This window comes from Thalassospira sp. MCCC 1A02898 (assembly GCF_001618185.1).
In the GTDB taxonomy this organism is placed as follows: domain Bacteria; phylum Pseudomonadota; class Alphaproteobacteria; order Rhodospirillales; family Thalassospiraceae; genus Thalassospira; species Thalassospira tepidiphila.
The window spans coordinates 587,241-612,115 of record NZ_LPXK01000011.1; the positions used below are offsets into that span (position 1 = coordinate 587,241).

The 24,875-nt window shown below is 54.5% G+C and carries 20 protein-coding genes and 2 tRNA genes; 14 read left to right on the plus strand and 8 right to left on the minus strand.

Going from position 1 to position 24,875, the window contains the following annotated elements:
* Positions 1 to 26 precede the first annotated feature (26 nt).
* From AUQ41_RS13630 to AUQ41_RS13650, 5 genes are all read left to right on the plus strand, one after another.
* On the plus strand, positions 27 to 2,630 hold the full coding sequence (locus AUQ41_RS13630) for a TRAP transporter permease (RefSeq protein WP_063088880.1): 2,604 nt from the start codon (positions 27 to 29) through the stop codon (positions 2,628 to 2,630).
* A gap of 14 nt (positions 2,631 to 2,644) precedes the next feature.
* Positions 2,645 to 3,073, plus strand: a complete 429-nt coding sequence (locus AUQ41_RS13635; protein WP_063088881.1) for a universal stress protein — start codon at positions 2,645 to 2,647, stop codon at positions 3,071 to 3,073.
* A 39-nt stretch (positions 3,074 to 3,112) separates the two neighbouring features.
* Complete coding sequence (locus tag AUQ41_RS20740) at positions 3,113 to 3,613, plus strand: hypothetical protein (protein ID WP_063088882.1); 501 nt, start codon at positions 3,113 to 3,115, stop codon at positions 3,611 to 3,613.
* Positions 3,614 to 3,821: 208 nt separating this feature from the next.
* The gene (locus tag AUQ41_RS13645) at positions 3,822 to 4,688 is read left to right on the plus strand and encodes an SUMF1/EgtB/PvdO family nonheme iron enzyme (protein WP_063088883.1); all 867 of its coding nucleotides are present in this window, start codon (positions 3,822 to 3,824) and stop codon (positions 4,686 to 4,688) included.
* A gap of 108 nt (positions 4,689 to 4,796) precedes the next feature.
* Positions 4,797 to 5,564, plus strand: coding sequence for a hypothetical protein (locus AUQ41_RS13650; protein WP_083952658.1), 768 nt, complete (start codon positions 4,797 to 4,799; stop codon positions 5,562 to 5,564).
* 127 nt (positions 5,565 to 5,691) lie between these two features.
* Here the strand turns inward: AUQ41_RS13650 and AUQ41_RS13655 are convergent, their stop codons facing one another.
* Positions 5,692 to 6,090, minus strand: a complete 399-nt coding sequence (locus AUQ41_RS13655; RefSeq protein WP_063088884.1) for a c-type cytochrome — start codon at positions 6,088 to 6,090, stop codon at positions 5,692 to 5,694.
* Between the two features lie 473 nt (positions 6,091 to 6,563).
* Between AUQ41_RS13655 and AUQ41_RS13660 the strand changes: the two genes are divergently transcribed.
* Positions 6,564 to 7,700 (plus strand): DUF2336 domain-containing protein, encoded by a 1,137-nt coding sequence (locus tag AUQ41_RS13660; protein ID WP_063088885.1) that lies wholly within the window; start codon positions 6,564 to 6,566, stop codon positions 7,698 to 7,700.
* Positions 7,701 to 7,844: 144 nt separating this feature from the next.
* Here the strand turns inward: AUQ41_RS13660 and AUQ41_RS13665 are convergent, their stop codons facing one another.
* From AUQ41_RS13665 to AUQ41_RS13680, 4 genes are all read right to left on the minus strand, one after another.
* Positions 7,845 to 9,236, minus strand: coding sequence for a TRAP transporter large permease subunit (locus AUQ41_RS13665; protein WP_063088886.1), 1,392 nt, complete (start codon positions 9,234 to 9,236; stop codon positions 7,845 to 7,847).
* Positions 9,237 to 9,257: 21 nt separating this feature from the next.
* The gene (locus AUQ41_RS13670; RefSeq protein WP_008889658.1) at positions 9,258 to 9,842 is read right to left on the minus strand and encodes a TRAP transporter small permease subunit; all 585 of its coding nucleotides are present in this window, start codon (positions 9,840 to 9,842) and stop codon (positions 9,258 to 9,260) included.
* A gap of 110 nt (positions 9,843 to 9,952) precedes the next feature.
* Positions 9,953 to 11,014: a TRAP transporter substrate-binding protein gene (locus tag AUQ41_RS13675; RefSeq protein WP_174713873.1), complete on the minus strand. Its 1,062-nt coding sequence runs from the start codon at positions 11,012 to 11,014 to the stop codon at positions 9,953 to 9,955.
* Positions 11,015 to 11,542: 528 nt separating this feature from the next.
* A tRNA-Pro gene (locus AUQ41_RS13680) sits at positions 11,543 to 11,619 on the minus strand.
* A gap of 197 nt (positions 11,620 to 11,816) precedes the next feature.
* Between AUQ41_RS13680 and AUQ41_RS13685 the strand changes: the two genes are divergently transcribed.
* Together AUQ41_RS13685 and AUQ41_RS13690 are read left to right on the plus strand one after the other, a co-directional pair.
* Positions 11,817 to 13,586 carry a ShlB/FhaC/HecB family hemolysin secretion/activation protein gene (locus tag AUQ41_RS13685; protein ID WP_083952952.1) on the plus strand — a complete coding sequence of 590 codons (1,770 nt, stop codon included), beginning with the start codon at positions 11,817 to 11,819 and terminating at the stop codon, positions 13,584 to 13,586.
* Positions 13,587 to 13,600: 14 nt separating this feature from the next.
* Positions 13,601 to 15,166: a hypothetical protein gene (locus AUQ41_RS13690; protein ID WP_063088888.1), complete on the plus strand. Its 1,566-nt coding sequence runs from the start codon at positions 13,601 to 13,603 to the stop codon at positions 15,164 to 15,166.
* 61 nt (positions 15,167 to 15,227) lie between these two features.
* Here AUQ41_RS13690 and AUQ41_RS13695 read toward each other — a convergent pair.
* Together AUQ41_RS13695 and AUQ41_RS13700 are read right to left on the minus strand one after the other, a co-directional pair.
* Positions 15,228 to 15,304 (minus strand) — tRNA-Pro (locus AUQ41_RS13695).
* A gap of 99 nt (positions 15,305 to 15,403) precedes the next feature.
* Complete coding sequence (locus AUQ41_RS13700; protein WP_143588781.1) at positions 15,404 to 16,441, minus strand: polyprenyl synthetase family protein; 1,038 nt, start codon at positions 16,439 to 16,441, stop codon at positions 15,404 to 15,406.
* 253 nt (positions 16,442 to 16,694) lie between these two features.
* On the opposite strand from AUQ41_RS13700, the gene AUQ41_RS13705 reads away from it, so the two are divergent.
* The 6 genes from AUQ41_RS13705 (at position 16,695) to ppdK (ending at position 24,018) form a co-directional block, all read left to right on the plus strand.
* Positions 16,695 to 16,952, plus strand: a complete 258-nt coding sequence (locus AUQ41_RS13705) for a DUF2007 domain-containing protein (protein ID WP_063088889.1) — start codon at positions 16,695 to 16,697, stop codon at positions 16,950 to 16,952.
* A gap of 25 nt (positions 16,953 to 16,977) precedes the next feature.
* Positions 16,978 to 17,763, plus strand: a complete 786-nt coding sequence (locus tag AUQ41_RS13710) for a tRNA1(Val) (adenine(37)-N6)-methyltransferase (protein WP_063088890.1) — start codon at positions 16,978 to 16,980, stop codon at positions 17,761 to 17,763.
* 75 nt (positions 17,764 to 17,838) lie between these two features.
* A complete protein-coding gene (locus AUQ41_RS13715) occupies positions 17,839 to 18,063 on the plus strand; it encodes a hypothetical protein (RefSeq protein WP_063088891.1) in 225 nt (74 codons plus the stop codon).
* Between the two features lie 261 nt (positions 18,064 to 18,324).
* On the plus strand, positions 18,325 to 19,215 hold the full coding sequence (locus AUQ41_RS13720; RefSeq protein WP_008891808.1) for a glycine--tRNA ligase subunit alpha: 891 nt from the start codon (positions 18,325 to 18,327) through the stop codon (positions 19,213 to 19,215).
* A gap of 3 nt (positions 19,216 to 19,218) precedes the next feature.
* Complete coding sequence (glyS, locus tag AUQ41_RS13725; protein ID WP_063088892.1) at positions 19,219 to 21,282, plus strand: glycine--tRNA ligase subunit beta; 2,064 nt, start codon at positions 19,219 to 19,221, stop codon at positions 21,280 to 21,282.
* Positions 21,283 to 21,357: 75 nt separating this feature from the next.
* Positions 21,358 to 24,018, plus strand: a complete 2,661-nt coding sequence (gene ppdK / locus AUQ41_RS13730; protein WP_063088893.1) for a pyruvate, phosphate dikinase — start codon at positions 21,358 to 21,360, stop codon at positions 24,016 to 24,018.
* Between the two features lie 62 nt (positions 24,019 to 24,080).
* On the opposite strand, the gene AUQ41_RS13735 is transcribed toward ppdK, so the two are convergent.
* Complete coding sequence (locus tag AUQ41_RS13735; protein ID WP_063088894.1) at positions 24,081 to 24,758, minus strand: hypothetical protein; 678 nt, start codon at positions 24,756 to 24,758, stop codon at positions 24,081 to 24,083.
* Positions 24,759 to 24,875 lie beyond the last annotated feature (117 nt).

A 24,875-nucleotide genomic window follows, 5' to 3' on the forward strand; every position in this document is an offset into this window, starting at 1 on the left:
GCTTTCGTAGTGACCGGGAGTTTGTGATGACTGACGACAAGAATACGGAAAATGTGTCCGTCGATCAGGGGCTGCAGGACCTGATTGCGGAAAATGATACAGGGGCCCGTCAGCCAAGTGGTTTGACGGCGAAAATATTGCTGTGGCTTGCGGTTGCATGGTCACTGTTCCAGCTTTGGCTGGCCTCGCCATTGCCATTTATCTTTAATTTCGGCGTTTTGAACTCGACCGAGGCACGGTCGATCCATCTCGCTTTTGCAATTTTCCTGGCCTTCATGGCCTATCCGGCCTTCAAGAATTCGCCGCGCAGTTATATCCCGATCATGGATTGGGTGCTGGCGGCGGTTGGCGCGTTTTGCGCGGCCTATATTTACATTTTCTATCGTGAAATCTCGGATCGTCCCGGGCTTCCGACGACGGGCGACCTTGTTGCGGCTGGCGTTGGCCTTGTCATGTTGCTTGAGGCAACCCGTCGCGCACTCGGCCCGCCCCTGATGATCGTTGCGATGGTGTTCCTGGCATATGTCTTCTTTGGCAATGCGCCGTGGGTGCCCGACGTTCTGCAATGGAGTGGGGCGAGCTTCTCCAAGGCGATGTCGCATCAGTGGATCACGACCGAAGGCGTGTTTGGTATCGCGCTTGGCGTATCAACCAGCTTTGTGTTCCTGTTTGTCCTGTTTGGATCGCTTCTCGATAAGGCGGGTGCCGGCAACTATTTCATCAAGGTGGCGTTTGCCGCCCTCGGTCACATGCGTGGTGGCCCGGCAAAGGCCGCTGTTTTGTCATCGGCGATGACGGGGCTTATTTCAGGCTCCTCGATTGCCAACGTTGTGACGACCGGTACCTTTACCATTCCGCTGATGAAGCGCGTTGGTTTCTCGGGCGAGAAGGCCGGTGCGGTGGAAGTCGCATCCTCGGTCAATGGTCAGATCATGCCGCCTGTGATGGGGGCTGCGGCCTTCCTGATGGTGGAATATGTCGGCATTCCGTACCCGGAAGTCATCAAGCATGCCTTCCTGCCCGCAACGATTTCCTATATCGCGCTGATTTACATTGTTCACCTTGAGGCGCTTAAGGCGAACATGAAGGGCCTGCCGAAACGGGTGACCTCGACCCTTGGTCAGACGCTGATCAGATCGCTTCTGTTTGTTCTGTCACTCGTTGTGCTTTCGGGGCTGGTTTATTACGCCATTGTCTTCCAGAAGCAGCTATTTGGTGATGCCGTTGGTTGGATTGTCGCGCTCGAGTGCGCTGCGATTTATCTGGCAGGGCTTTATTACGCGGCAAGATATCCCGACCTTGAAATGGATGATCCCAACCAGCCGGTGGTCGAATTGCCACCTTTGGGTGAAACCGCCAAGGCTGGTTTGCATTATCTGCTGCCGGTTGTGGTTCTGGTCTGGTTCCTGATGATTGAATTGAAATCACCGGGCTTGTCCGCCTTCTGGGCAACGGTTCTGATGATCTTCATCATGCTGACCCAGCATGCTGCCAAGGGCATCTTCCGCAAAAGCCGTAATGTTTCCAACGATCTTAAGCTTGGCTTGATCGACGTGATTGACGGTTTTGCCACCGGTGCCCGCAACATGATCGGTATCGGGGTGGCAACGGCCGCTGCGGGTATCATCGTTGGCACGGTGTCACTGACCGGTATCGGTCAGGTGATGGTTGAATTCGTCGAACTGATTTCGGGCGGCAATCTGATGCTGATCCTGATCTTTACCGCGGTGATCAGCCTGATCCTTGGCATGGGGCTTCCGACCACGGCGAACTACATCGTGGTTTCGAGCCTGATGGCACCGGTGATTGTCGAACTTGGCGCGGCAAACGGACTGATCGTGCCGTTGATCGCTGTTCACCTGTTCGTCTTCTATTTCGGCATCATGGCTGATGTGACCCCGCCGGTCGGTTTGGCATCCTTTGCCGCCGCCGCGGTATCGGGGGCTGATCCGATGAAGACGGGTCTGGTTGCGTTCTTCTATTCGATGCGCACAGCTGTTCTGCCGTTCCTGTTCCTGTTTAACACGCAACTTCTGATGATCGGTCTGGATCATCCGCTGGATGTGGTGATGGTGATCATTGTTTCGACGATCGCCATGCTGGTCTTTGCTGCAGCAACGCAGGGGTATTTCTTTGCCCGGTCCAAGCTGTGGGAAAGTGCGGCACTGCTGTTGATAGCGTTCACCTTGTTCCGTCCGGGTTTCTGGCTCGACATGATTGCGCCGCCATATGAAAACCTGCCGGCGACAACCATTGTCGAAGATGCCGCCAACATGCCGCCTGAATCCAACATCCTTCTGGATGTCGAAGGCATCAGCATAGAAGGGGATGAGGTTTCCAAATCCGTGATGCTGCCGCTTGGTCCGGCAGGTGCGGGTGAGGATCGCCTTTATCACGCCGGTATCGGTATCCGGAATGAAGATGGTCGTATCTATATCGACGATCTGGTCTTTGCTGGTCCGGCTGAGAAAGCCGGTCTTGATTTCGACTTTGAAATCACCGCGGTAAAGGTCGAGGCTGATCGTCCGGCCAAGGAAGTCTTCTTTATCCCGGCCTTCCTGTTGCTGGGTGGGATCATTGTTCTTCAACGCCGACGCAAGCGCAGTGAAGACGCGCTTGGTACGGCCTGACTGGGAGATTGAACATGTACAAGGATATTCTGGTCACAGTAGATCTTGATCATGAGTCTTCCTGGAAGAAGGCCGTACCGGTTGCGATCAAGCAGGCGCAAAGCTTTGGCGCGCGCCTTCATGTTCTGACCGTGGTGCCCACGGTTGGAATGTCGATGGTTGGCCAATTCTTCCCGAAGGGCTACGAAACCAAGGTTCTTGAAGCCTATAACGAACGTCTGCACCAATTTGTGGCTGAACATATTCCCTCAGACATCAAGGTGCAGCACATCGTGGGCCAGGGAACGGTTTACGAGGTCATCCTTCAGATAGCGAAGAAAACCAATTGCGACCTGATCGTGATCGGATCCCACCGCCCGGAACTGAAGGATTACCTTCTGGGGCCGAATGCTGCGCGCGTTGTGCGCCATGCCGATTGTTCGGTCATGGTCGTTCGCGAGTAGGCTTTGACGGCCTTTCTGCTTGAATAGAAAACGGGGGCGATGCAACTGCATCGCCCCCGTTGCCGTTGGGACGGATCAAATCATCACTTTGCTGCGCACGGGTTCGCAGCACATGGATTGGCCGCACACGGGTTTTTCGCAGCACATGGATTAGCTGCGCACGGGTTTGCCGCGCACGGGCTGCACGGGTTAACCACTTTTTTGGCGGCACACGGGTTCGCAGCGCAAGGGTTCGCAGCACAGGGGTTTGCGGCACAAGGATTGGCTGCACACGGGCTGCACGGTGCGCAGCTTGCCACTTCGGCGGTCGGTGCCGGAAGCGGGGTCGCCATCGCCATAGGTGTTGCCATGGCAAGGCTGGTGCCGATTGCCATCGCCGGGACGAGTGCCTTTTGTGCGAAAGTCATGGATTTCTTGGTCATGTCGTGCCTCTCTGAAGATCCGGTAAGTTCAATCCGGGGCGTTCCATCGCCCATCGGTAAGCGCACTATGATCCAATTCTTCACCGAAGCGGCGTCACATGGTTTCACTGTTGTGTGAGACCGTCGTGTTCAAAAAGGTGTTTGCCTACAATTGATTAGAAGCCCATTAGATAAAATGCATGTCACAAATACCGGTTAAAAACTGTCAAACCGATTGAAAGTGCGGCAAAAGTTCAGCATCTTGGGGTCAGTTATAAAGGGGGCTTAAGTTGGGGTTTCGTTTGAATAAAGCGTGAGCCGCACCGCCCATCAGGACGGAAGTTTGTATGATAGTCGGGGATCGTATCGCAGAAATCTGGAAGTTCTGCGCTGTTGCGTGCGTTGTTGGCCTTGCGGGAAACGCAGAGGCGGCAGGTAATGGAATTCCCGAGACGGTCGACATTCCGTCTGGCTGGTTCTGGCAGGGATCCGATTCAGTCGAACGGCAATATGCCTATCAGATTGACGAGCAGGTCTATGGCCATGACATCAGCCGCCGTAACCGTTGGTATGATCTCGAAGCCGATAAATGGCGCGTTCATCTTTTGGGCTATGATATCGGCAAAACACCGGTAACCAATGACCAGTATGCGGTTTTCGTCGAAGAAACCGGCCATCCCGCACCAACGATCAGTCAGGAAGACTGGGAACGTCAGGGGCTGATTTATAACTATGACACCATCGTGCCGTTCCTTTGGAATGATGGTCGTCCCCCGCGCGGGCGTGGCAATCATCCGGTCGTTCTGGTGTCGTGGCAGGATGCCAACGCCTATACCCGTTGGCTGAGCGAGAAGACGGGTGAAAGCTGGCACTTGCCCGACGAGCTTTATTGGGAAAAGGCGACGCGCGGCCCGGATGGTACGTTTTACCCTTGGGGAAATATTTTTGATGCAAGCCGCCTGAACAGTGCTGATAGCGGACCGTTTGATACCATGCCTGTCGGCCAGTTCGAGGCCGGGCCATATGGTGTGCTTGACGGTGTCGGGCAGGTGTTTGAATGGACGTCTTCGTCTTCTCAGCCAGGCTATCGCACAGTTAAGGGCGGATCATGGGATGATCGCGGGTGCGGGGTTTGTCGCCCGGCCGCCCGTCACGCCCGCCCGGAATATCTCAAGCACATCCTGATTGGTTTTCGGGTGATGCGCGATCACTGATCGCCCGAGACGATTGTTGCAAACCGCCATCAAATCACTAACTGTTGAAAGGGGTTTATTGGCGTGATCGGTCGCAAACCGCCTTATTCTGTGCAAAAGGAATAACGGGTGGATCGCAACGATGTTGGTAAAGAAATGACTGAAGACAAACTCGATTTGGCGTCTATCCCGACAGATCAGCTTGAAAAGATGTTGGCCGCGGGACGCGATGTTATGGAATGTCACCGCGTTTTGACGGCGACGGGCGATAACATCGTCGGTGAACTGATCAAGGGATCGGGGACGTTCTATGAATGGAACCACTACCCCGAAGGCGATGTCTATGATCGCCAGTCACATGCGCAGTTCTATTATCATGCCCATCCCAAAGAAGAACGCCGGGACTGGGACGAGCACGGACATTTCCATACATTCATGCGTCCGCGCGGGATGCCCGATGGCTGCAAACCCAAACAGATCGAAGGGTTCGCTTATCCCGAGGGACCGAACGATGCGCTTTCGCACCTGATCGCGTTCTCGATGGATGAGTTCGGCTTTTGCCAGCGATTGTTTACCACCAATCGGTGGGTCACCGGCGAAGTCTGGTATGACGCCGAAGACGTTATCGGCATGCTTGATGGTTTTGTCATCGACCATGCCCAGCCGTCTTGGCCGGTCAATCGGTGGGTGTCGGGCATGATGGTGCTTTTCCGGCCACAGATTGAACAACTGATCCGCGAACGCGATCAGGCCGTTGCAGACTGGGCGCAAAAACACCCGGACCGTGACGTCTATGAAGATCGTGATCTTGAAGTCACCGCGACCCTGGATGTCGCAACGGTGGAGCAGATGCGTGCGGTCGGCGAAGAACTTCTGCGTCGGCGCGAGGCGGCATAGCGTACCTGTGCAACAGGCATCTGGAATACCCAGGACGCATTGCCAGAGATTGTAAAGAGATCGCAAATAGCAAAAATGGCCGGGGCAGTTTGCTCCGGCCATTTCGTATTGCGAGATCGTGAAAGTGTTATTGAGCTTTCAGGAACTCGATGATGTCGGCAACATCTTCATCTTTGTTGAGTTTGAACGCCATTTTGGAACGTTCCTTGGAGCCCGCGATTTCACTGAGCTTGGCCGACGGGTCCTTGAGGTAGTCGTTAAGGAACGCCTCGTCGATGACAAAGCCTTTTTCGCAGGCAGCAAGATAACCCTTGCCGTATTTGAAACCTTCAACCGTGCCGCATTCACGACCGAACGAACCCGCAAGGCTTGGGCCGACCTTGTTCACACCAGCATCAAGGCTGTGGCAAGCAGCGCAGCGCTTGAAAAGTTTTTCACCTTTCTCCGCATCACCAGCAATCGCAGGGGCGGCAGACAGGAAGGCGATGGAGCTGGCAACGAGAACCAGTTTGCGCGAAAACGTCATTATTGAGCCTCTCTCTTAGTTCGATGTTCCCGGTGATCGGGACAATGCACCACTTTTTGGCGCATCTGTGGGTAAACGCAAGGTCAACGCGGGATATTGTTATGCGTCGAACAAGTACAAGATCGCTTGATCTTCAAAAACTGGTAACCAGATCTATCATAGTGTGATGGTGAAAAATTTGAGTTTAGTCAATTTTTCGACTGAGCTGTCGAAATTTGCCAGATTTCAGATGCTTCTGATTGCTGGTGTAAGGCTTAAGACTGAAATAGTGTGTTTTCGCCATTGTGGCAGAAGGTTTGATGAAATCCATCAGGGACGCGGAATGTCCCGGTTCGACAATTGATCAACAGGATGGTTGAAAATCAGGACCTTGTGCCCCAACTAAGGAAAATATGTTTGTCGAATTCCTGCCAGAAGTATAATGTTGCGCAGAAATTTGGCAGCCATATGAGAAGCGTGCCAGGAGATATCTATTGCCACGTATCACCAAAGAAGATCTGAGCAAGCTGGTTCAGGACCCGTCAGGGGAAAATCGCGCGGACACGGCCGACAAGATCAGTCGTGAATTCACGACCGAGACCCTGACTGACAGCGAACGTGTTCTGGCCGAAGATATTTTCCGTCTGATGATCCGTGACGCGGAAGTCCGCGTGCGCAAGGCCCTTGCCAAGAACCTCGCCCAGACGCCTTTGGTGCCCCACGACGTTGCCGCGACGCTGGCCCGCGATGTGGACGAGGTTGCGCTTCCGGTTCTTGAATTTTCCGAAGTTCTCAATGACGACGACCTTGTCGACATCATCGGTGACAATGCCGATAGTGTCGAAAAGCAGCGTGCGATCGCTTCGCGGTCATATGTTTCCGAAGTCGTTTCGGCAACGCTGGTCGATATCGGCCATGAAGACGTGATGGTCGACCTGATGTCAAACCAGGGTGCCGAAATCAGCGAGGTTTCCCTGCAAAAGGTCGTTGATGATTTCGGCGACAATGAACGCATCCAGAAACCGATGATCGAACGCAATCATCTGCCGATCACGATTGCCGAACGCATGGTGACACTGGTGTCCGAAGGGATGCGCTCGCAACTGATTTCGCGCGGTCACATCCCCGAGGGGATCGTTAACGCCGTCATGACCCAGTCGCAGGAAAGCGCGACCATCGGGCTCCTTGGTGACGGGGTTGAAGAACGCGATGTCGAACTTCTTGTCGAACATCTTTATAACAACAAGCGTCTGACCAGCGGTCTGATCCTGCGCGCACTTTGCATGGGCGATGTATCCTTTTTCGAGGCCGCATTGGCGAAACGTGCGGGTGTCTCGTTGATCAATACCCGTATTCTTATTCATGACAGTGGTCCGTTCGGCCTTGAAGCGATCTATAACAAGGCAGGCATGCCAGAACATTTCTTCCCCGGTGTTCGTGCGGCGATTGAAGTTGCCCGCGAAACTTCCTTTGACGGTGAAGAACATGACAAGGAACGCTATTCCCGCAGGATGATCGAACGGGTTCTGACCCAGTACGGTGATCTTGGGGTCGAGTTCGATTCCGATGACGTCGATTATCTGATGGGCCGTATGTTGCAGCTTCCGGGTGAACGGGCATTGCATCACTGATCTCGCCTGTCAGCACGATGATCTTGAAGTCAAAACCGCCCGATGTGTAATCCGGGCGGTTTTCTTTTGGGCCTTCGTTGCCCAAACAAAAAGGGCGCTGTCTTGCCGACAGCGCCCTTTGTCAGTTCTTATCCAAACGCCACGCTATTCAAGCAGCGTATTGGGCATCCACAGGGCCAGTTCCGGGAAGTACATCACGAGGATAAGACCCAGAACCTGCAGAAGTACGAAGGGAATGATGCCTTTGTAGATCTGCTGGATGGTGATGGATTTCGGCGCCACACCCTTGAGATAGAATAGGGCAAACCCAAACGGTGGCGTTAAGAAGCTTGTTTGCAGGTTCACCGCCACAAGGACCGCAAACCAGGTCAGAACCTGTGCCTCGGTGGCTTCAAGGCCGCCGATATCAAGGTGATGCCCAAAATCAAGCTGGGCAATGACCGGTGCAAAGATCGGCAGAACAATCAGGGTGATCTCGACCCAGTCAAAGAAGAAGCCGAGGATAAAGACGATCAGCATCAGCAAAAGCAAGATGCCCCACGATCCCAGTCCGGCACCTTCAACAAGGTCAATCACCAGATCATCACCGCCCAGCGAACGGAACACATAGGAAAACACCGTCGCGCCGGCAAACAGGAAGAACAGCATCGCGCCGGTCAGTGCAGACCGTTCGCAGACATCCTTAAGGACCGGCCATTTAAGGCGACCCTTGACCAGTGCAAGGAAGGTCGCACCAACCGCGCCAACGCCTGCGGCCTCGGTCGGGGTGGCAAAACCGGCAAAGATCGAGCCCAGAACAAGGACGATCAGGAACACTGGCGGCACGAAGCTGCGCACCACCATCATCGCCAGATCCTTGCCATGGATGGCTTCGCCTTCGGGAAGCGGCGGGGCAAGCGACGGATTTAACTGACAGCGCACAAAGATGTAGACGGTATAGAGACCCGCCAGGATCAGACCCGGAAGGATCGCCGCCAGGAACAGGTTGCCAACCGATACCGACAGAAGGTCGGACATCAGAACCAGCATGATCGATGGCGGGATCAGAATGCCCAGCGTCCCCGATGCCGCAATCGTCCCGGTGGCCAGTGACGGATCATAATTACGACGCATCATCACCGGCAGCGCCAGCAAGGTCATCATCACAACGGATGCGCCAATAATGCCGGTTGTTGCCGCCATGATGGTACCCATAAGAGTCACCGAAAGCGCAAGACCACCCGGCACTTTGCGCAGCAGCATGTTGAGGCATTCCAGAAGATCTTCTGCAACACCACTTTTTTCAAGCATCGTGCCCATGTAAATAAACATCGGCACGGCAACCATCACCATGTTTTCGGAGATGCCGCCCCAGATACGTGAAACGATATTGAAAAATTCAATAAACGAGAAAACGTCATAGGCCATGCCCAGGAAGCCAAAGCCGATCCCGATGCCGGAAATGACGAAAGCAACCGGAAGTCCCGTGAAGACAAGAATGCCGAGCGAGGCAAACATGAACAGCGGAAACCAGTCTTCGATATAGAAGTTATCCATTTGGAATTATCCCCGTTCCGCTCAGTCTTTGATCTTGGCAGTGCCAAGTTCTTCAAGATGGTGGGTCCCGACATAGTATCCTGCGCGCTTATGCAGGTTGGTCGGGCCAAAGACATAGACGAAGCATTTCAGGAAGATCGAAAGCCCCGCCATGGCGAGAAGGCCAAAGCCGATGGGAATGGTTGATTTGATGATCCAGCGATGGGTCAGACCCGTCGTTGAAGCCGATACTTCGCCGCTTTCAAACGAACGGGCGACAAAATCAAACCCGAAATACAGCACCAAAGCACAGAATGGCAGCACGCAAATGATGCCGCCGATCATCTCGACAATCGCGCGGGTACGGGGGCGAAGGTTGTCGCGGATAAGTTCAATACGAACATGTGCATCGCGAATATAGGCGAAGCCAAAGCACAGCATAAACAGGCCGGTATGCAGGTGCCATTCAAGCTCCTGGAGCTTGATGGATCCCTGACCGCCGAATTTACGTTGGATCACGTCGTACAGGATGACAATCATCAATGGTATCGCAAGCAGGCTTGCCCACTTTCCCACACGGGTCACGATGGCATCAATGATGTCACTAAATTTCAGTAGCGCTTCCATAGAAGGTCTCCCGGGTCTTCTTATCGCGGTCAAGGCCGGGGCACGGAGCACCCGGCCTTGCCGAGACTTGTTTTTGTCGACTGACTTAACAGTCGTTCAGACCTGTTGGATTAATCGAGATAACCGATGTCTTTCCAGATCTTGTAGTTTTCGCGGAAGCTCTGGAGGCTTTCATAAGCCATTTTGAAGTTCGCATCTTCAGCTGAAAGCTCGGCTGCGACTTCTTCCCAGGCACCACGCATGGCATCAAGCATTTCCGGCGACCATTTCTTGATGTTCACGCCTTTTTCCTGAAGTTCTTTCAGGGCGTCGAACTGGATCGCTTCACCTTCTGCAAAGCCATATGCAAGGTTGTCGTTACAGACAGACTCGATCTGGGCACGCTGGGTATCGGAAAGCGCATCCCATTTTTCCTTGTTCATCATCAGATCGAACAGGGTCGACTGCTGATGCCAGCCCGGGAAGTAGTAGTACTTCGCGACCTGGTGGAAGCCGAGTTTCAAGTCAATCGCCGGCATGGAGAACTCGGTCGCGTCAATCGTGCCAAGTTCAAGTGCCGGATAGATGTCGCCACCGGCCAGAAGCTGGGTGGACACACCAAGTTTTTCCATCACTTTCGCGCCAAGACCGAAGAAGCGCATTTTCAGACCCTTGAGGTCTTCCGGCGAATTGATCTCCTTGGAGAACCAACCAGATGCTTCCGGTGCGATCAGGCCGCAGAACAGCGATTTGATGCCATGTTCGGCATAAAGCTTGTCAAAAATTTCCTGGCCGCCGCCAAATTTGACCCATGCCAGATATTCACCTGCCTGCGGGCCGAACGGAACGGCACCGAAAAGCTGAAGGGCCGGAACCTTACCTGCCCAGTAACCCGGGGTGGAGAAGGCCGCATCAATCGAGCCGGTCGAAACCGCATCGAAAACTTCCAGTGCCGGCACAAGTGCACCCGGCTCATAGAATTTGATGTTGATATTGCCGCCAGAAACTTGGTCGATCTTCTCGTCGACGCGTTTGCCAAGCGTACCAAGCTGGGTCAGGCTGCCCGGATAGGTCGAGCCCATTTTCCAGCGAACGCGATCCTGGGCATCCGCATCAGAAGGTACTGCCGCAACCGCGACCGCAGCAAGAACGGCCGCACAAGTTGCGGATTTAAGCATTTTAGAAAAAGTCATTCGTCTTCCTCCCTAAGAAGTCCGAAATTGGTAATACCACGTGAGGCCGACCACCACCTTTTGCTTTTATTATTGGGTGGTATTCTCCCCGATTTTTATGTTGCAGGGCGAAGCATAAGCGTATTTCGCAAGGATGAGCAAGTTTGTTTCACCGTTTGCGAAAGAAAATATCCTTTTGCAGTGCGAAAAGAAAACTTCGTGTCTGGCGTGGAAAGCAGGAATTCAGCACGGGAATGCGCATTTGGCGTACATTCATGCCGTTTGAAAATTCCGCGTCAAAAAGCTGCATGATCGTCGCGGCTTAGGGGATTTTGGTTTTATCACCCTAATTATTGTGGGGGGATTCGTGATCGGGATTCTGTGTGACGCCAGGGGCATGTCCGGGTGATTGTTGCTGCAATTCAGGCGAACGATGCTGTCTTGCGATATTGCAAATGCAACAGATGGCGTCATTTCGACGTAACACAGGGGAAGAAATCGTTTGAAAACGAAAACGGGCGGCCTTTCAATGAAAGACCGCCCGACTGATGGTCGGAGCGAGAGGATTCGAACCTCCGACCCCTGCCTCCCGAAGACAGTGCTCTACCAGGCTGAGCTACGCTCCGTCAGTGGGCGGAGGTTTATCCCTTCTTTTGGCTTGGATCAAGCATAAATCAGCAATTTTTGCGTCCGGCCCGGCAAAATTTTCGTACAAATAAAATCCGGTTTCGTGACACCTAAAAAAGGTGTGCAAGACTTGGATTCTATACGTTAAGGTATATTAGTTATACTTTCTCGGTGGTTGGGGTACTTGGGGTGCTAGATGATACACACGAAGCTGGCGATGCAGGCCTGTGCGGGCAGGGCGATGAAGTTTGTTGCAGCCAGTGTCGCATCTACCTTGTTGCTGACAACCGGTTATTCATCTGTAGCACTTGCTCAGCAAAGCCCGACAACAACAGGTGTAAATTCCGGCGAACTTCTTAGAGGGTATTTCGCACCCCGTCTAACCACGCCAACCATGGACGTGGTGAACGCCCGCAAGGCTGAAGAATTAAAAAGGTTCCAGCAGCTTGGTTCGATACCGGGTGTCGGACCTGAAACCATCGTCATCAACGAAGTGCTGTTTTATGGCAATGACAATGTTGAAAACAGCGAGCTTCAACAGGTCATTGAAGCGTTTCTGAAACGCCCATTGACGGCGGCTGATCTGTCAGATGCGGCCTTGGCAGTTAGTGATGTCTACCATCAACGCGGTTTTCTTGCGGCACAGGTGGTTGTTCCTCCCCAGGAAATCGTGGACGGGCGCGTCGCATTCTGGGTGCTTGAAGGGTATCTTGATAAGGATGGCATTGTTCTTGATGATTACAGCAACGACACTGTGTCGATTGACTATATCAAACGAATTCTGACCCGCGAAATCACCGAAGGATCGCCAATCGAGCGTCACGAATACGAGCGCGCCTTGCGCATTGTTGAAGACCTGCCCGGTGTCCATGTTGAAAGCCGTATTTTCCCCGGGACAGAGGTCGGGACAGGGCGTCTTGGCGTCGATATCTATCAGACAGAACCCCTGACAGCGCTTCTGAGCTATGACAATTCCGGCTTCTATGGCACCGGCATCCACCGTGCAACGGCATTCGGTCGCAGCGAAAATGTGTTTGGTGGGCATGAGGCTCTGTCGCTGACATTCTCCACGTCCGGATCAGCCCAAAGATATGTCGGTGTTGACGGTGATGTGCCGCTTGGATCGGCTGGTTGGAAGATCGGGGCGCTTGCAAGTTACATGGATTATGCAATGCGCGACGAATACAACACCAGCAACGAACATGGCTGGGGCACTGTTTTCGGAGTGCGTGCTTATTATCCGTTGATGTTGTTGCGCGATACCACGGTCAGTGTCACGGCAAGCCTCAACCGTTCTGTCATGGCAGACGAATATGACGACTATGATGATTACGAGCGTAATGTCGATGTCGCAGAAATGACCTTCCATGGTGATCATGCCGATCTGTCAGGTGTTACATCCTTTGCGGCGCATTTTTTTGCCGGCCACGTTGATATCACCGAAGGAACCGATTTTGGCAAAACCGAGGGCGGGTTTGGCGTCGCCGAGCTTCATGCCAGTCGGCTGCAGGAATTCGGGAATCGCTTTAACGGCTATGTCGAAGGCAAGTTGCAGGTCTCAACCCAAAACCTCGACGGGCTGATGCGTTGCAGTATTGGTGGGCCTGACAGCAACCGGGGCTACGCTGTTGGAGAAGTCAGTGCAGACCAGTGTTTCGTTGTAAACAGCGATATACGCTATGACCTGGATCAGGATCTGTTACCGGGCGCGGCGCAGGTCGGTGCCTTTGTGGACTATTCACTTAGCCAGCAAGACCATACCGATATTTCCGGGGTCGATAATCACCGTAATAGTTTGGCCAGTATCGGGGTCTTGGCAAACCTGCAGGTATCAGACAGCAGCTTTTTGAATGCGTCGCTTGGCTACCAGCTGACCGAAAGCGAAGAGAAAAAATCGCTTGGCAATCAGGCAGATTACAGAAGCTCGCCGGTCCGTTTCTGGCTGCAAGCCGTGATACAGTTTTAGGAAGAGGCCCGAAGATGATCACAATCAACTACAAGGCCGCGCTAAAATATGCCCTGCTGATGGGGGTTACGGTTGTTGCTTTTGATGTGCAGGCCCGCCCCAACGGGAATGCATATGGATATTGTCATAACCATGCATGTCCGTCTGGGTCTTCGACGAACAATCTGATTTCCACACCGGTGATGCCTGTCGTCACCACAACGCAACCGGTTCAAACGGTGACACAGCCGGTTACACCGACACGCCATACGCTTAAGCCCAAAGTACGGATGACCAAAAAGAAGGCGAACCGGGTCGTGGCGTCGGCCAGCAAGACCTCCAAGGGGGCAAAGCCGCCTAAACTGGTGGGGGCGTCAATCTCTGGCCAAAACTATCCGGTTCCACCGATGCCGACCCAGAAGGTCCCAGGTCTTGCAAACGTTCCTGTGCCGCCACAGATCGCATCCGTGACCGAACCCCCAATATTGCCCGGCTATATAGATTATCCACACTATGTCGGGCCGCGTGACCCGGTTACGGGCTATCCGACACCATCCGTCCCGGTTCAGTTGATTCCGACGCAAGTTCAATACCCGGTCCCGACTGCACAAACGGTTCAGGTACCAACCATGCTTCCGGGATATATCGACTACCCGGACTACACCGGAAAACGTGATCCCAACACCGGTTATCCCATGCCAGTGATGCCGGATATGAAAATTCCAAGTCTTGCAGTGGTTGTCGCCCCAACCCCGCAAACGGTTCAAGCGCCATCGCTTTTGCCTGGCTATGTCGATTATCCCGACTATACCGGGATACGCGATCCGAGCACGGGGTATCCAGTGCCACAGCTTGGGACGCAAAAAATCCCGGGACAGGTCCAAAATCCGGTTCCAACAGCCCAGACCGTTCAGGCACCAGATCTTTTGCCGGGCTTTATTGACTATCCGGACTTCAAGGGGCCACGTGACCCGGCAACCGGGTACCCGATGCCTGTTATTACACCGCAACGTAGTCCATCCCTTGCAACCAATCCGGTCCCGACACCCAAACCGTATGTCGAACCGAAGTTGCTGCCGGGATATCAGGCCTATCCAGGTTATCGCGGTCCGCGTGACCCGAATACAGGTTACCCCATGCCAAGCATGCCAGCCCAGTTGATACCGCAACTGGCATCGGTCACAAATGCCGGCAACGTCCCGACGCCGGATCCTGTAAATGTCCCCGGATTCTTGCCGGGCTTCGTGGATTACCCGTCCTACCGCGGGCCGAGGGATCCGGTAACGGGCTATCCAAGGCCGGATGGCGGATTAAATGGCGGTGCTGTACCCGGGCAGGCAGTGCATGGTCCTCGTTTGAATGCGGATGGGGACAACTGGCATTCCATTCGGAGCGGCCCTGCCTATTATTCCGGGCCGCGAGATCCTGAAACAGGGTTCCCGTTGCTTCCGGCGCATGGCATGGTGACCTATAGCGACTCACCGACGCCAGTCTTTGCCGCAGGCTCCGTACCATCGGTCCAGGTCCGCCAGATCGAGGTCGGAGTCCTTTCAAGCTTGCGCCTGAATGTCATTGGCGTTGCCTTGCCGCATTTCGAATAGAAACTGAACTTGCAACGCAAAAGGCCCTGAAACGCATAAACGTTTCAGGGCCTTTGAATGATGGTCGGAGCGAGAGGATTCGAACCTCCGACCCCTGCCTCCCGAAGACAGTGCTCTACCAGGCTGAGCTACGCTCCGTCATTCTGCGAAGCCGGGTGATAATGGTTTATCGCAGGCGACGCAAGATATTTTTGCGCCGTCCGGGTGTGACCCCGGCATGCGCAACGGGAATATCGATTAGTATGGGCGCGAAATGCAGAACTCGACTGCCTCGACCATTGCATCCTTGATCGCGCCATCGTCAAAGCGGGACAGGGTGGCAATCGCCTTTTCGCCGAATTCGCGGGCGCGATCCATTGATGCATCGAGTGCATCATACTTGCGGATCAGCGTTTGCGCACGATCCAGATCGCCATCCTGGAAGTCCTGATCTTCCATGCAACGACGCCAGAAGGCCTTTTCGTCTTCATCGCCATTGGCATAGGCAATGATCACCGGCAGTGTCACCTTGCCGTCGCGGAAATCATCGCCAACGGTTTTGCCAAGGGTTGCCTGATGGGCGGAATAATCCAGAACATCGTCAATCAGCTGGAAGGCGGTGCCAAGGTAAATGCCATACAGGCGAAGGGCTTCTTCATCCTCGGCCGAACGTTCGGCAATCACCGCACCAATCTGGGATGCCGCGCCAAACAGGGCTGCGGTCTTGGCGGTGATCACTTCGAGATAGGCCTCTTCGGAGGTGCCCATGTCATTGGCGGTCGAAAGTTGAAGAACTTCGCCCTCGGCAATGACGGCAGATGCTTGTGCCAGAATATCAAGAACGCGCAGCGACCCGGTTTTGACCATCACGACAAAGGCGCGCGCAAACAGGAAATCACCGACCAGAACGCTGGCCTCGTTGCCAAACAGGGCATTTGCCGATGCCTGGCCACGGCGCAGCTGGCTTTCATCGACCACGTCATCGTGCAGAAGGGTCGCGGTATGAATGAATTCAACGCAGGCCGCAAGGTTCACAGCGTGCGGTCCATCGCCATACCCGCAAAGCCGTGCTGATGCCAGTGTCAGCATCGGGCGCATGCGTTTGCCGCCCGCCGCGACAAGATGGGTGGCCAATTGCGGAATCAGGGCGACTTCGCTGTGCATGTTGTCGATGATCACCTGATTGACGCGCTTCATGTCGCCATCAACGAGGTTGACCAGTGAATCAAGGCTCGGCTGAGTCTTTGGCTGCGGTGCGGTATTGGTCACGCTGTATTCCGACTTCTCAAATGGCATCTTCGCTGCCTGCGTGGGCGAAGATTGCAAATAACAGCAGGCGGCCTCAACATAGATAGGCCAAGCTGTTGTGGTCAAGTGGACAAATGCGGTTCAGATCAAGCTTGAACCACAGATAATTCAGGGTTTCTTGCAGAGTGTTTTGAAAACCATCGCCACAAACGCCTACATTATAGAGATATTATCGTTTTTTGGATTTCTTCTTATTTCAGAACGTATGCAAGACCAGATCACAGTTTGAAGGAAAATGCAGATGATCGAACTTTTTCGCAGTAACGATCCCATCGAACTGAGCTGGGCACAGGCTGTTTTGGCCGATGAGGGCATCGACAGCCATATCTTTGACTATCACGCCAGTATTATCGAGGGGTCCATCGGTGCCTTGCCACGGCGTCTGATGGTGGATGGTGATGCGGAAAGTCGTGCGAAATACGTTCTTGATGTTGCCAGACGCGAACTGGATGCGCATAACGCAAAGCGTGATGCGTCGGACGCGATGACGTCCGAGTAACAGGTCAATCAGATCAGGACAATCGATGGTGAATGCAGCCACACGCATTGAAGTGCCCGACTTCCCCGAAGAACGCATCAGCCATGATTTTCTTCTTGGCGGATCGGTGGTGCTCAAGCAGCCGGTCGACGGCTATCGGGCAGCGGTGGATGCTGTGTTGCTGGCGGCATCGGTTTCGATCAATTCCCGTCGTGATGAAAATATCCTCGATGTCGGGGCGGCTGTCGGTACGGCCGGGCTTTGCGTTGCCCGCCGTCTGGAAACGGCGAAGGTGACTGGTGTAGAGCTGCAAGACGATCTGTATGCGCTGTTTTGCCGCAACGTGATGGAAAATGATCTGGCGGGGCGTGTGACGCCCATCCATGGCGATATCAATGATGGTCGCCTGCCGCTGATGGCGGAAAGCTTTGATCAGGTCATTTCTAACCCGCCCTATTATGCCGGGGGCACGCGACCCAGCAATGAAAGCCGCGCCAAGGCCCATCAGGAAGGCACTGCAAACCTTAAGGACTGGATTGCCTTTTGTCTTAAGATGGTGCGGCAAAAGGGACGGATTACGCTAGTACACCGCGCCGATCATTTGGACCGGATCATTGGTCTGTTGCATGGACGGGCCGGTGACATGACGGTTTATCCGATCTGGAGCAAAGTGGATGCCGAGGCGCCCTTGCGTGTGATTGTCTCGGCGCGTAAGGGCGTTGCGTCGCCATTAACCATGCGGCGCGGGATCGTTTTGCATGATGAAGGCGGGGCCTATTTGCCGCAAACCGATACCCTTTTGCGCAGCCCTATGGCATTGCCCGGTTTCTAATTCGGTCAAACTTCAATATAAGAACGACATGCCTGCTACAGATGTCGCAGATAAATCCGTGCTTTGGGACCTGATATGCTGAGTTTTTCGAAAATCCTCTTCACCGCGCTGATCATCGTTGTCGTCTGGCAAGGCTTCAAGCTGTTTAATCGCGGCAAACAGGTTTCAAGCAACGAACAGCCCAAGCAAACCGGCCAGGAAAAGAAAAAGCAAACCAGGCCGATTGCCCATGAACTGGAAAAATGCCCGCATTGCGGCGTTTACCATGCCGAAGGCAATGCGCATCGCTGCGATGGTTAAGCCGTTTCAGCGATAAAAGCCGGGTTCTGATCAAAGCGCCTGTGCGGCATTCGACTTTGGGGCAATCCGCGTGAATTTGTCTTGGATTTTTCCCCATAATCGATGATCAATGTTGCTGCAATGCGGCATGATCGCGAAGGGCGGGATACAAGGGTTGCAAATTCAGCGCGTCTCAGGGCTTTTGCCTTCTTGACCGCGCGGGGGCAGGGCGGTAGCTTGCCGCCTTAAATTTACGCACAACAGTAACAGAGAGTTCGCGCCATGGCGCTCGACGGGTCGCAACGTCCCCCTTCATTCCAGGAAATCATTCTTCGACTGCAAAGCTATTGGGCCGATCAGGGATGTGTCATCCTGCAGCCTTATGACTTGGAAGTCGGTGCCGGTACCTTCCACACCGCGACAACCCTGCGCGCGCTTGGTCCGGAAACCTGGAATGCAGCCTATGTGCAGCCGTCCCGTCGCCCAACCGATGGTCGTTACGGCGAGAACCCGAACCGTCTGCAGCACTATTACCAGTTCCAGGTGCTGATGAAGCCGTCACCGGCCAATTCACAGGACCTTTATCTTGGCTCGCTGAAACATCTGGGCATTGACCCGATGGCCCACGACATCCGCTTTGTCGAGGATGACTGGGAAAGCCCGACACTGGGCGCATGGGGCCTTGGCTGGGAAGTGTGGCTTGACGGTATGGAAGTCACCCAGTTCACCTATTTCCAGCAGGTCGGTGGTTTTGAATGTAACCCGGTCCCGGTCGAGCTGACCTATGGTCTGGAACGTCTGGCGATGTACATTCAGGGCGTCGAAAACGTCTACGACCTTGATTACAACGGCGCAGGCGTGACCTATGGCGACGTGTTCCTTCAGAATGAAAAAGAACAGTCGACCTATAACTTTGAAGTCGCAAACACTGAAATGCTGTTCCAGCACTTCAAGGATGCGCAGGCCGAATGTGCGGTGAATATCGAACGCGGTCTGGCCCTGCCGGCCTATGAGCAGGCCATGAAGGCATCACATCTGTTTAACCTCCTTGATGCGCGCGGCGTGATTTCCGTGACCGAACGTGCGGCCTATATCGGCCGTGTTCGTGACATGTCGAAATCCTGCTGCGAGGCGTGGCTGCGGTCGCGCGGCCATCTGAATGAGGAGGCATAAGTCATGGCCGAATTACTTCTTGAACTGTTCTCCGAAGAAATCCCGGCCCGCATGCAGGCACGTGCAGCCGAAGACCTGACCAAACTGGTCACCGATGGTCTTAAGGCCGCCGACCTTGGGTTTGATAAGGTCGAAGCACTGGTGACCCCGCGTCGCCTGACCCTGATTGTCGATGGTCTGCCGGAAAAACAGCCAGACCTGCGCGAAGAACGCCGTGGTCCGCGTGCTGATGCCCCCGAAAAGGCCATCAATGGCTTCCTTGCGGGCAATGGTGTCACCCTTGATCAGTGCGAAAAGCGTGAAACGCCCAAGGGCGTCTTCCTGTTTGCCATTGTCGAACAGAAAGGCCGTGCTGCGTCCGAGGTCATCAAGGACATCATCGAAGATGCGATGAACAAACTGCCCTGGCCGAAATCCATGCGCTGGGCAGACCAGAAAATCCGTTGGGTGCGTCAGCTTGACCGTATTCTGTGCCTGTTTGATGGCAAGATCATTCCGGTCAGTTATGGTCCGGTCACCGCAGGCGATACCACCCGTGGCCATCGTTTCCTGGCTCCGGCTGAATTCAGCGTATCGAACTCCGCCGAGTACAAGGAAAAGCTGCGCGCAGCCAAGGTCATGCTTGACCGTGAAGAGCGCAAGCAGGTCATCCTTGAGGGTGCCAAGAAACTTGCCGCTTCCGAGGGCTTTGAACTTCTGGAAGACAATGGTCTTCTGGAAGAAGTCTGTGGTCTGGTTGAATGGCCGGTCCCGGTTATGGGCAAGGTTGATGACCAGTTCATGGATATCCCGCGCGAGGTTCTTGAAACCTCCATGCGTGAACATCAGAAATACTTCGTGGTCGAAGACAAGGCTGGCAAGCTTGCCGCGCGCTTCATCACGGTTTCAAACATGATCACCGCAGACAACAACGCCAAAATCATCGCCGGGAACGAGCGTGTTTTGCGCGCACGTCTGCATGATGCCAAGTTCTTCTGGGATCAGGATCGGAAAGTGACGCTGCAATCGCGTCTGCCGAAACTTGATAACATCGTCTTCCACGCCAAGCTTGGTTCGCTGGCAGAGCGCGTCTTGCGCCTGCGCGGTCTTGCGCGTGAAGTATCTGCGGAAATTCCGGGCTGTGATGTCAAGCTGGCCGACCGAGCAGCAGAAATCGGCAAGGCCGATCTGGTGTCGCAGATGGTGTTTGAATTCACCGAACTGCAAGGACTGATGGGGAAATACTACGCCGAAAATGACGGCGAAGCCCCGGAAGTCGCCAACGCCATTGCCGAGCATTATGCACCGGCCGGCCCGTCGGACATGTGCCCGACGGCACCGGTTTCGGTCGCACTCGCCTTGGCTGAGAAACTTGATACCCTTGCCGGGTTCTTTGCGATTGATGAAAAGCCGACCGGTTCAAAAGACCCGTTTGCCTTGCGTCGTGCGGCACTGGGTGTCATTCGTCTGGTTCTGGAAAACGGATTGCGTTTGCCGCTGCGGCGTCTGTTTGCATTCGCGGTTTCCCAGTACCCGGCAACCATTCGTCGTGACGAGGCGGTTGAAGACCTTCTGGCCTTCTTTGCAGACCGCCTGAGAGTCCATCTGCGTGAACAGGGTGTGCGCCATGATCTGGTGTCGGCCGTGTTTGCACTGGATGGCGAGGACGATCTTGTCCGCCTGTTGGCCCGTGTTGAAGCGCTTTCCGATTTTGTCTCTGGCGAAAGCGGCGTCAACCTGATGGCCGGATACAAGCGTGCGTCAAACATCCTGCGCATTGAAGAGAAAAAGGACGATATGTCCTATAAAGCGGACGTTTCCGCCGATCTTCTGAGCCTGGAAGAAGAACGCAAGCTGTATGAGGCGCTCATTGATGTCCGGCACAAGGCCTTGCCACTTCTGCGTGACGAGGACTATGCCGCGGCAATGACCGAATTTGCGCGGTTGCGTGAACCGGTCGATGCATTCTTCGAAAAGGTTACGGTCAATAGCGACAATGCTGACGAACGTGCCAACCGCTTGAAGCTGTTGGCACAAATTCGCACAGCGCTGCACGATATTGCCGACTTCTCGAAAATCGAATCATAAAACAGGTCAAGGTTGCGGGGCTTTCCCCATCCGGGGAGGCTCATCGGGGCCTCGACCAGATGAGGAAAAGGCAAGATGACCAAATGGGTTTACGGTTTCGGTGGCGGTAGCGCCGAGGGCCGTTCGGATATGCGTGAACTTCTGGGCGGCAAGGGGGCCAACCTTGCCGAGATGTGCAATCTCGGACTTCCTGTCCCGCCCGGCTTTACCATTACAACCGAAGTCTGCACGGCATTTTATGACAATGACCGTGCCTATCCCGATGGTCTGAATGCCGAGGTCGAAACCGCACTGGCATCTGTCGAAAAAGTTGTTGGTCGCAAGTTTGGCGATGCCAAGGACCCGCTTTTAGTTTCCGTCCGTTCCGGCGCGCGCGCATCAATGCCCGGCATGATGGACACAGTGCTTAACCTCGGCCTCAATGACGAGACGGTCGAAGGTTTGGCAACAGTGTCAGGCGACCGTCGGTTTGCCTATGACAGCTACCGCCGTTTCATTCAGATGTATGGCGACGTCGTGCTGGGCGTTGATCACTATCACTTCGAAGACATCCTTGAGACCGTCAAGGAAGACAAGGGTGTCAGCCTTGATACCGATATGGGTGCAGACGACTGGGCCGAAGTCGTCGAGGCATTCAAGAAAAAAGTCAAAACCGAACTGGGTGAACCTTTCCCGCAAGATCCGCGCGAACAGCTGTGGGGCGCCATCGGTGCCGTGTTTGGCAGCTGGATGAACGCGCGCGCCAATACCTATCGCCGCTTGCATAATATCCCGGCCAGCTGGGGTACGGCGGTCAACGTGCAGGCGATGGTCTTTGGCAATATGGGCGATGACTGCGCTACTGGCGTTTGCTTCTCGCGCAACCCGTCGACCGGCGAAGACCGGTTCTATGGCGAGTACCTGATTAATGCGCAGGGCGAAGATGTGGTTGCCGGTATTCGTACACCGGCCCCGCTGACCGAAATTGAAAAACAGGAATCCGGTTCGGACCTGATTTCGATGGAAGCCGCCATGCCGGTCGTCTTCAAGGAGCTTTGCGATATCCGCGAAAAACTTGAATCCCATTACCGCGACATGCAGGACATGGAATTCACCGTTGAGTCTGGTAAGCTTTACATGCTCCAGACCCGTGCGGGCAAACGTACGGCAAAGGCCGCATTGCGGATCGCGGTTGAAATGTGCCGAGATGGTGTGATTTCCCAGGAAGATGCGATCAGACGCGTCGATCCCGCACAGCTTGATCAGCTGCTGCACCCGACCCTTGACCCTGAAGCAGATCGCAAGGTCGTTGGCATGGGCCTTCCGGCGTCGCCGGGGGCGGCATCGGGCCAGATCGTCTTTTCTGCCGAGGCCGCCGAAGAATGGGCGGGCAAAGGCCGCAAGGTTGTACTGGTGCGTATTGAAACCAGCCCCGAAGATATCGCCGGCATGCATGCCGCCCAGGGTATTCTGACATCACGCGGTGGCATGACCAGTCACGCAGCCGTGGTTGCGCGTGGCATGGGTACGCCATGCGTTTGTGGTGCAGGTGCGGTTAAGATCGACTATGCCAACAAAACCATGATGTCAGGCGGTGTGACCCTGAAAGAAGGGGACGTCATCACTCTTGATGGCGCCACGGGTGAAGTCATGCTGGGTGAAGTTGCGACCCTGAAGCCCGATCTTTCGGGTGATTTCTCGCAACTGATGGAATGGGCCGATGCCTTGCGTCGCCTTAAAATCCGCACCAACGCCGAAACCCCGGAAGAAGCCGAAACCGCACGTGGTTTCGGGGCAGAGGGCATTGGTCTTTGCCGTACAGAACACATGTTCTTTGATCCGGAACGCATTGTCTCGATGCGCGAAATGATCCTGGCCGAAACCGAGAAGGGCCGCCGTGCCGCACTGGCAAAGCTTCTTCCCTATCAGCGTCAGGACTTTATTGACCTGTTCCGCATCATGAAGGGACTGCCGGTTACCATTCGTTTGCTCGATCCGCCGCTTCATGAATTCTTGCCGCATGGCGATGCTGAAATCGCTGACGTGGCCAAGGCCGCCGGTGTGTCAGAAGCCATCGTCAAGCGCCGCTTGCTTGATCTGGCCGAAGCCAACCCGATGCTGGGCCATCGCGGGTGCCGTTTGGGCATCAGCTATCCGGAAATCTATGAAATGCAGGCCCGCGCCATTTTCGAAGCCGCGATCGAGGTTTCCAAGGATGGTGGCGATCCGGTCATTCCGGAAATCATGATCCCGCTGATTGTCGGCAAGAAGGAACTCGAAATCCTCAAAGCCGCGATCATCAAGGTTGCCGCCCAAGTCGAAGACGAGAAAGGGGCCAAGCTGAAATATCTGGTTGGCACCATGATCGAATTGCCGCGTGCAGCACTGCGGGCGGGTGAAATCGCCGAAGAAGCCGAGTTCTTCAGCTTTGGCACCAACGACCTCACCCAGACCACCTTTGGTCTGTCACGTGATGACGCATCGCGCTTCCTTGATACTTATATCTCCAAGGATATCTTTGCCGGTGATCCGTTCGTATCGCTCGATCAGGAAGGGGTTGGCGAACTTGTCAGCATTGCCGCCGAACGCGGTCGTGCGACCCGTGGCGACATCAAGCTTGGCATTTGTGGTGAACATGGTGGCGACCCGGCATCCATCGCGTTTTGCGAGGCACAGGGACTTGATTACGTGTCATGTTCCCCGTACCGCGTGCCGATTGCGCGCCTTGCCGCTGCCCAGGCAGTGCTTGGCAAGTAATCGCCGCAATTGAACTCGATTTGCGAATGAAGACAAAGACGGCAACGGGTATCCCGTTGCCGTTATTTTTTGCCTGATGGTGATGACGGATCGTTGCGCTGGGCAAGGTGTTTCATCACCAGCATTGCGCCGACTGATAGGCCTAGAAGCAGCAAGATGATGCCGCCAATCTTGAAAAGCTTCTCGTAAAGAAGGCGGTTGTGATATTCCGCCTCGCGCATTTCAGTCAGATGGGTAATCACGGCATCAAGTTGCGGACGATAACGTTCTTCGGGCGCAAGCGTACTTTCATAGCGCACGGCACGCAGCAACATGTTCAGCCGTTCAACCGCATCGAGGTAATTTTCCTCGGTCATGCGGGCCTGTTCGATTGTGGGTCTCAGTGCCGGTTTCTCATTCGGTCCAAGAAAGTGGCCTGGATAGTCTTTAAGATCAGGCCAGTGATTGTCCAGACAGTCGCGAACATTGGTGACAATCGCGCCACACGGCACGATCTTCTGCGGATAAAATCGAAGCAGCGTACCAAGCGCCATCTGTTTGATCTGATGACCCTTGCGGTTATAGGCCTCGGTGATTGTGGCCATTTCCTTTTCGGCCTCGGCAATCGACATGTCGGAAACAGGCACGTCACTTAGGCCCGGTGCAGCTTGCTGTGCCACGGCCATAGCAGGCATCATGGCAAGCGCGCAAAGCGCAGCCATCAAGCCCTGGGCAGAAAGGACCCTGTTCCACAGTTTCATCGCAGTTCCCGATTTTGCTTTTCTTTTAACATAGGGGCTTTTGCGGCGTTGCAACAGGTTTTAACGAAAGCGGGCCCCGCAAGGCGGGACCCGTCTTAGATGTAAATATGACTTTTG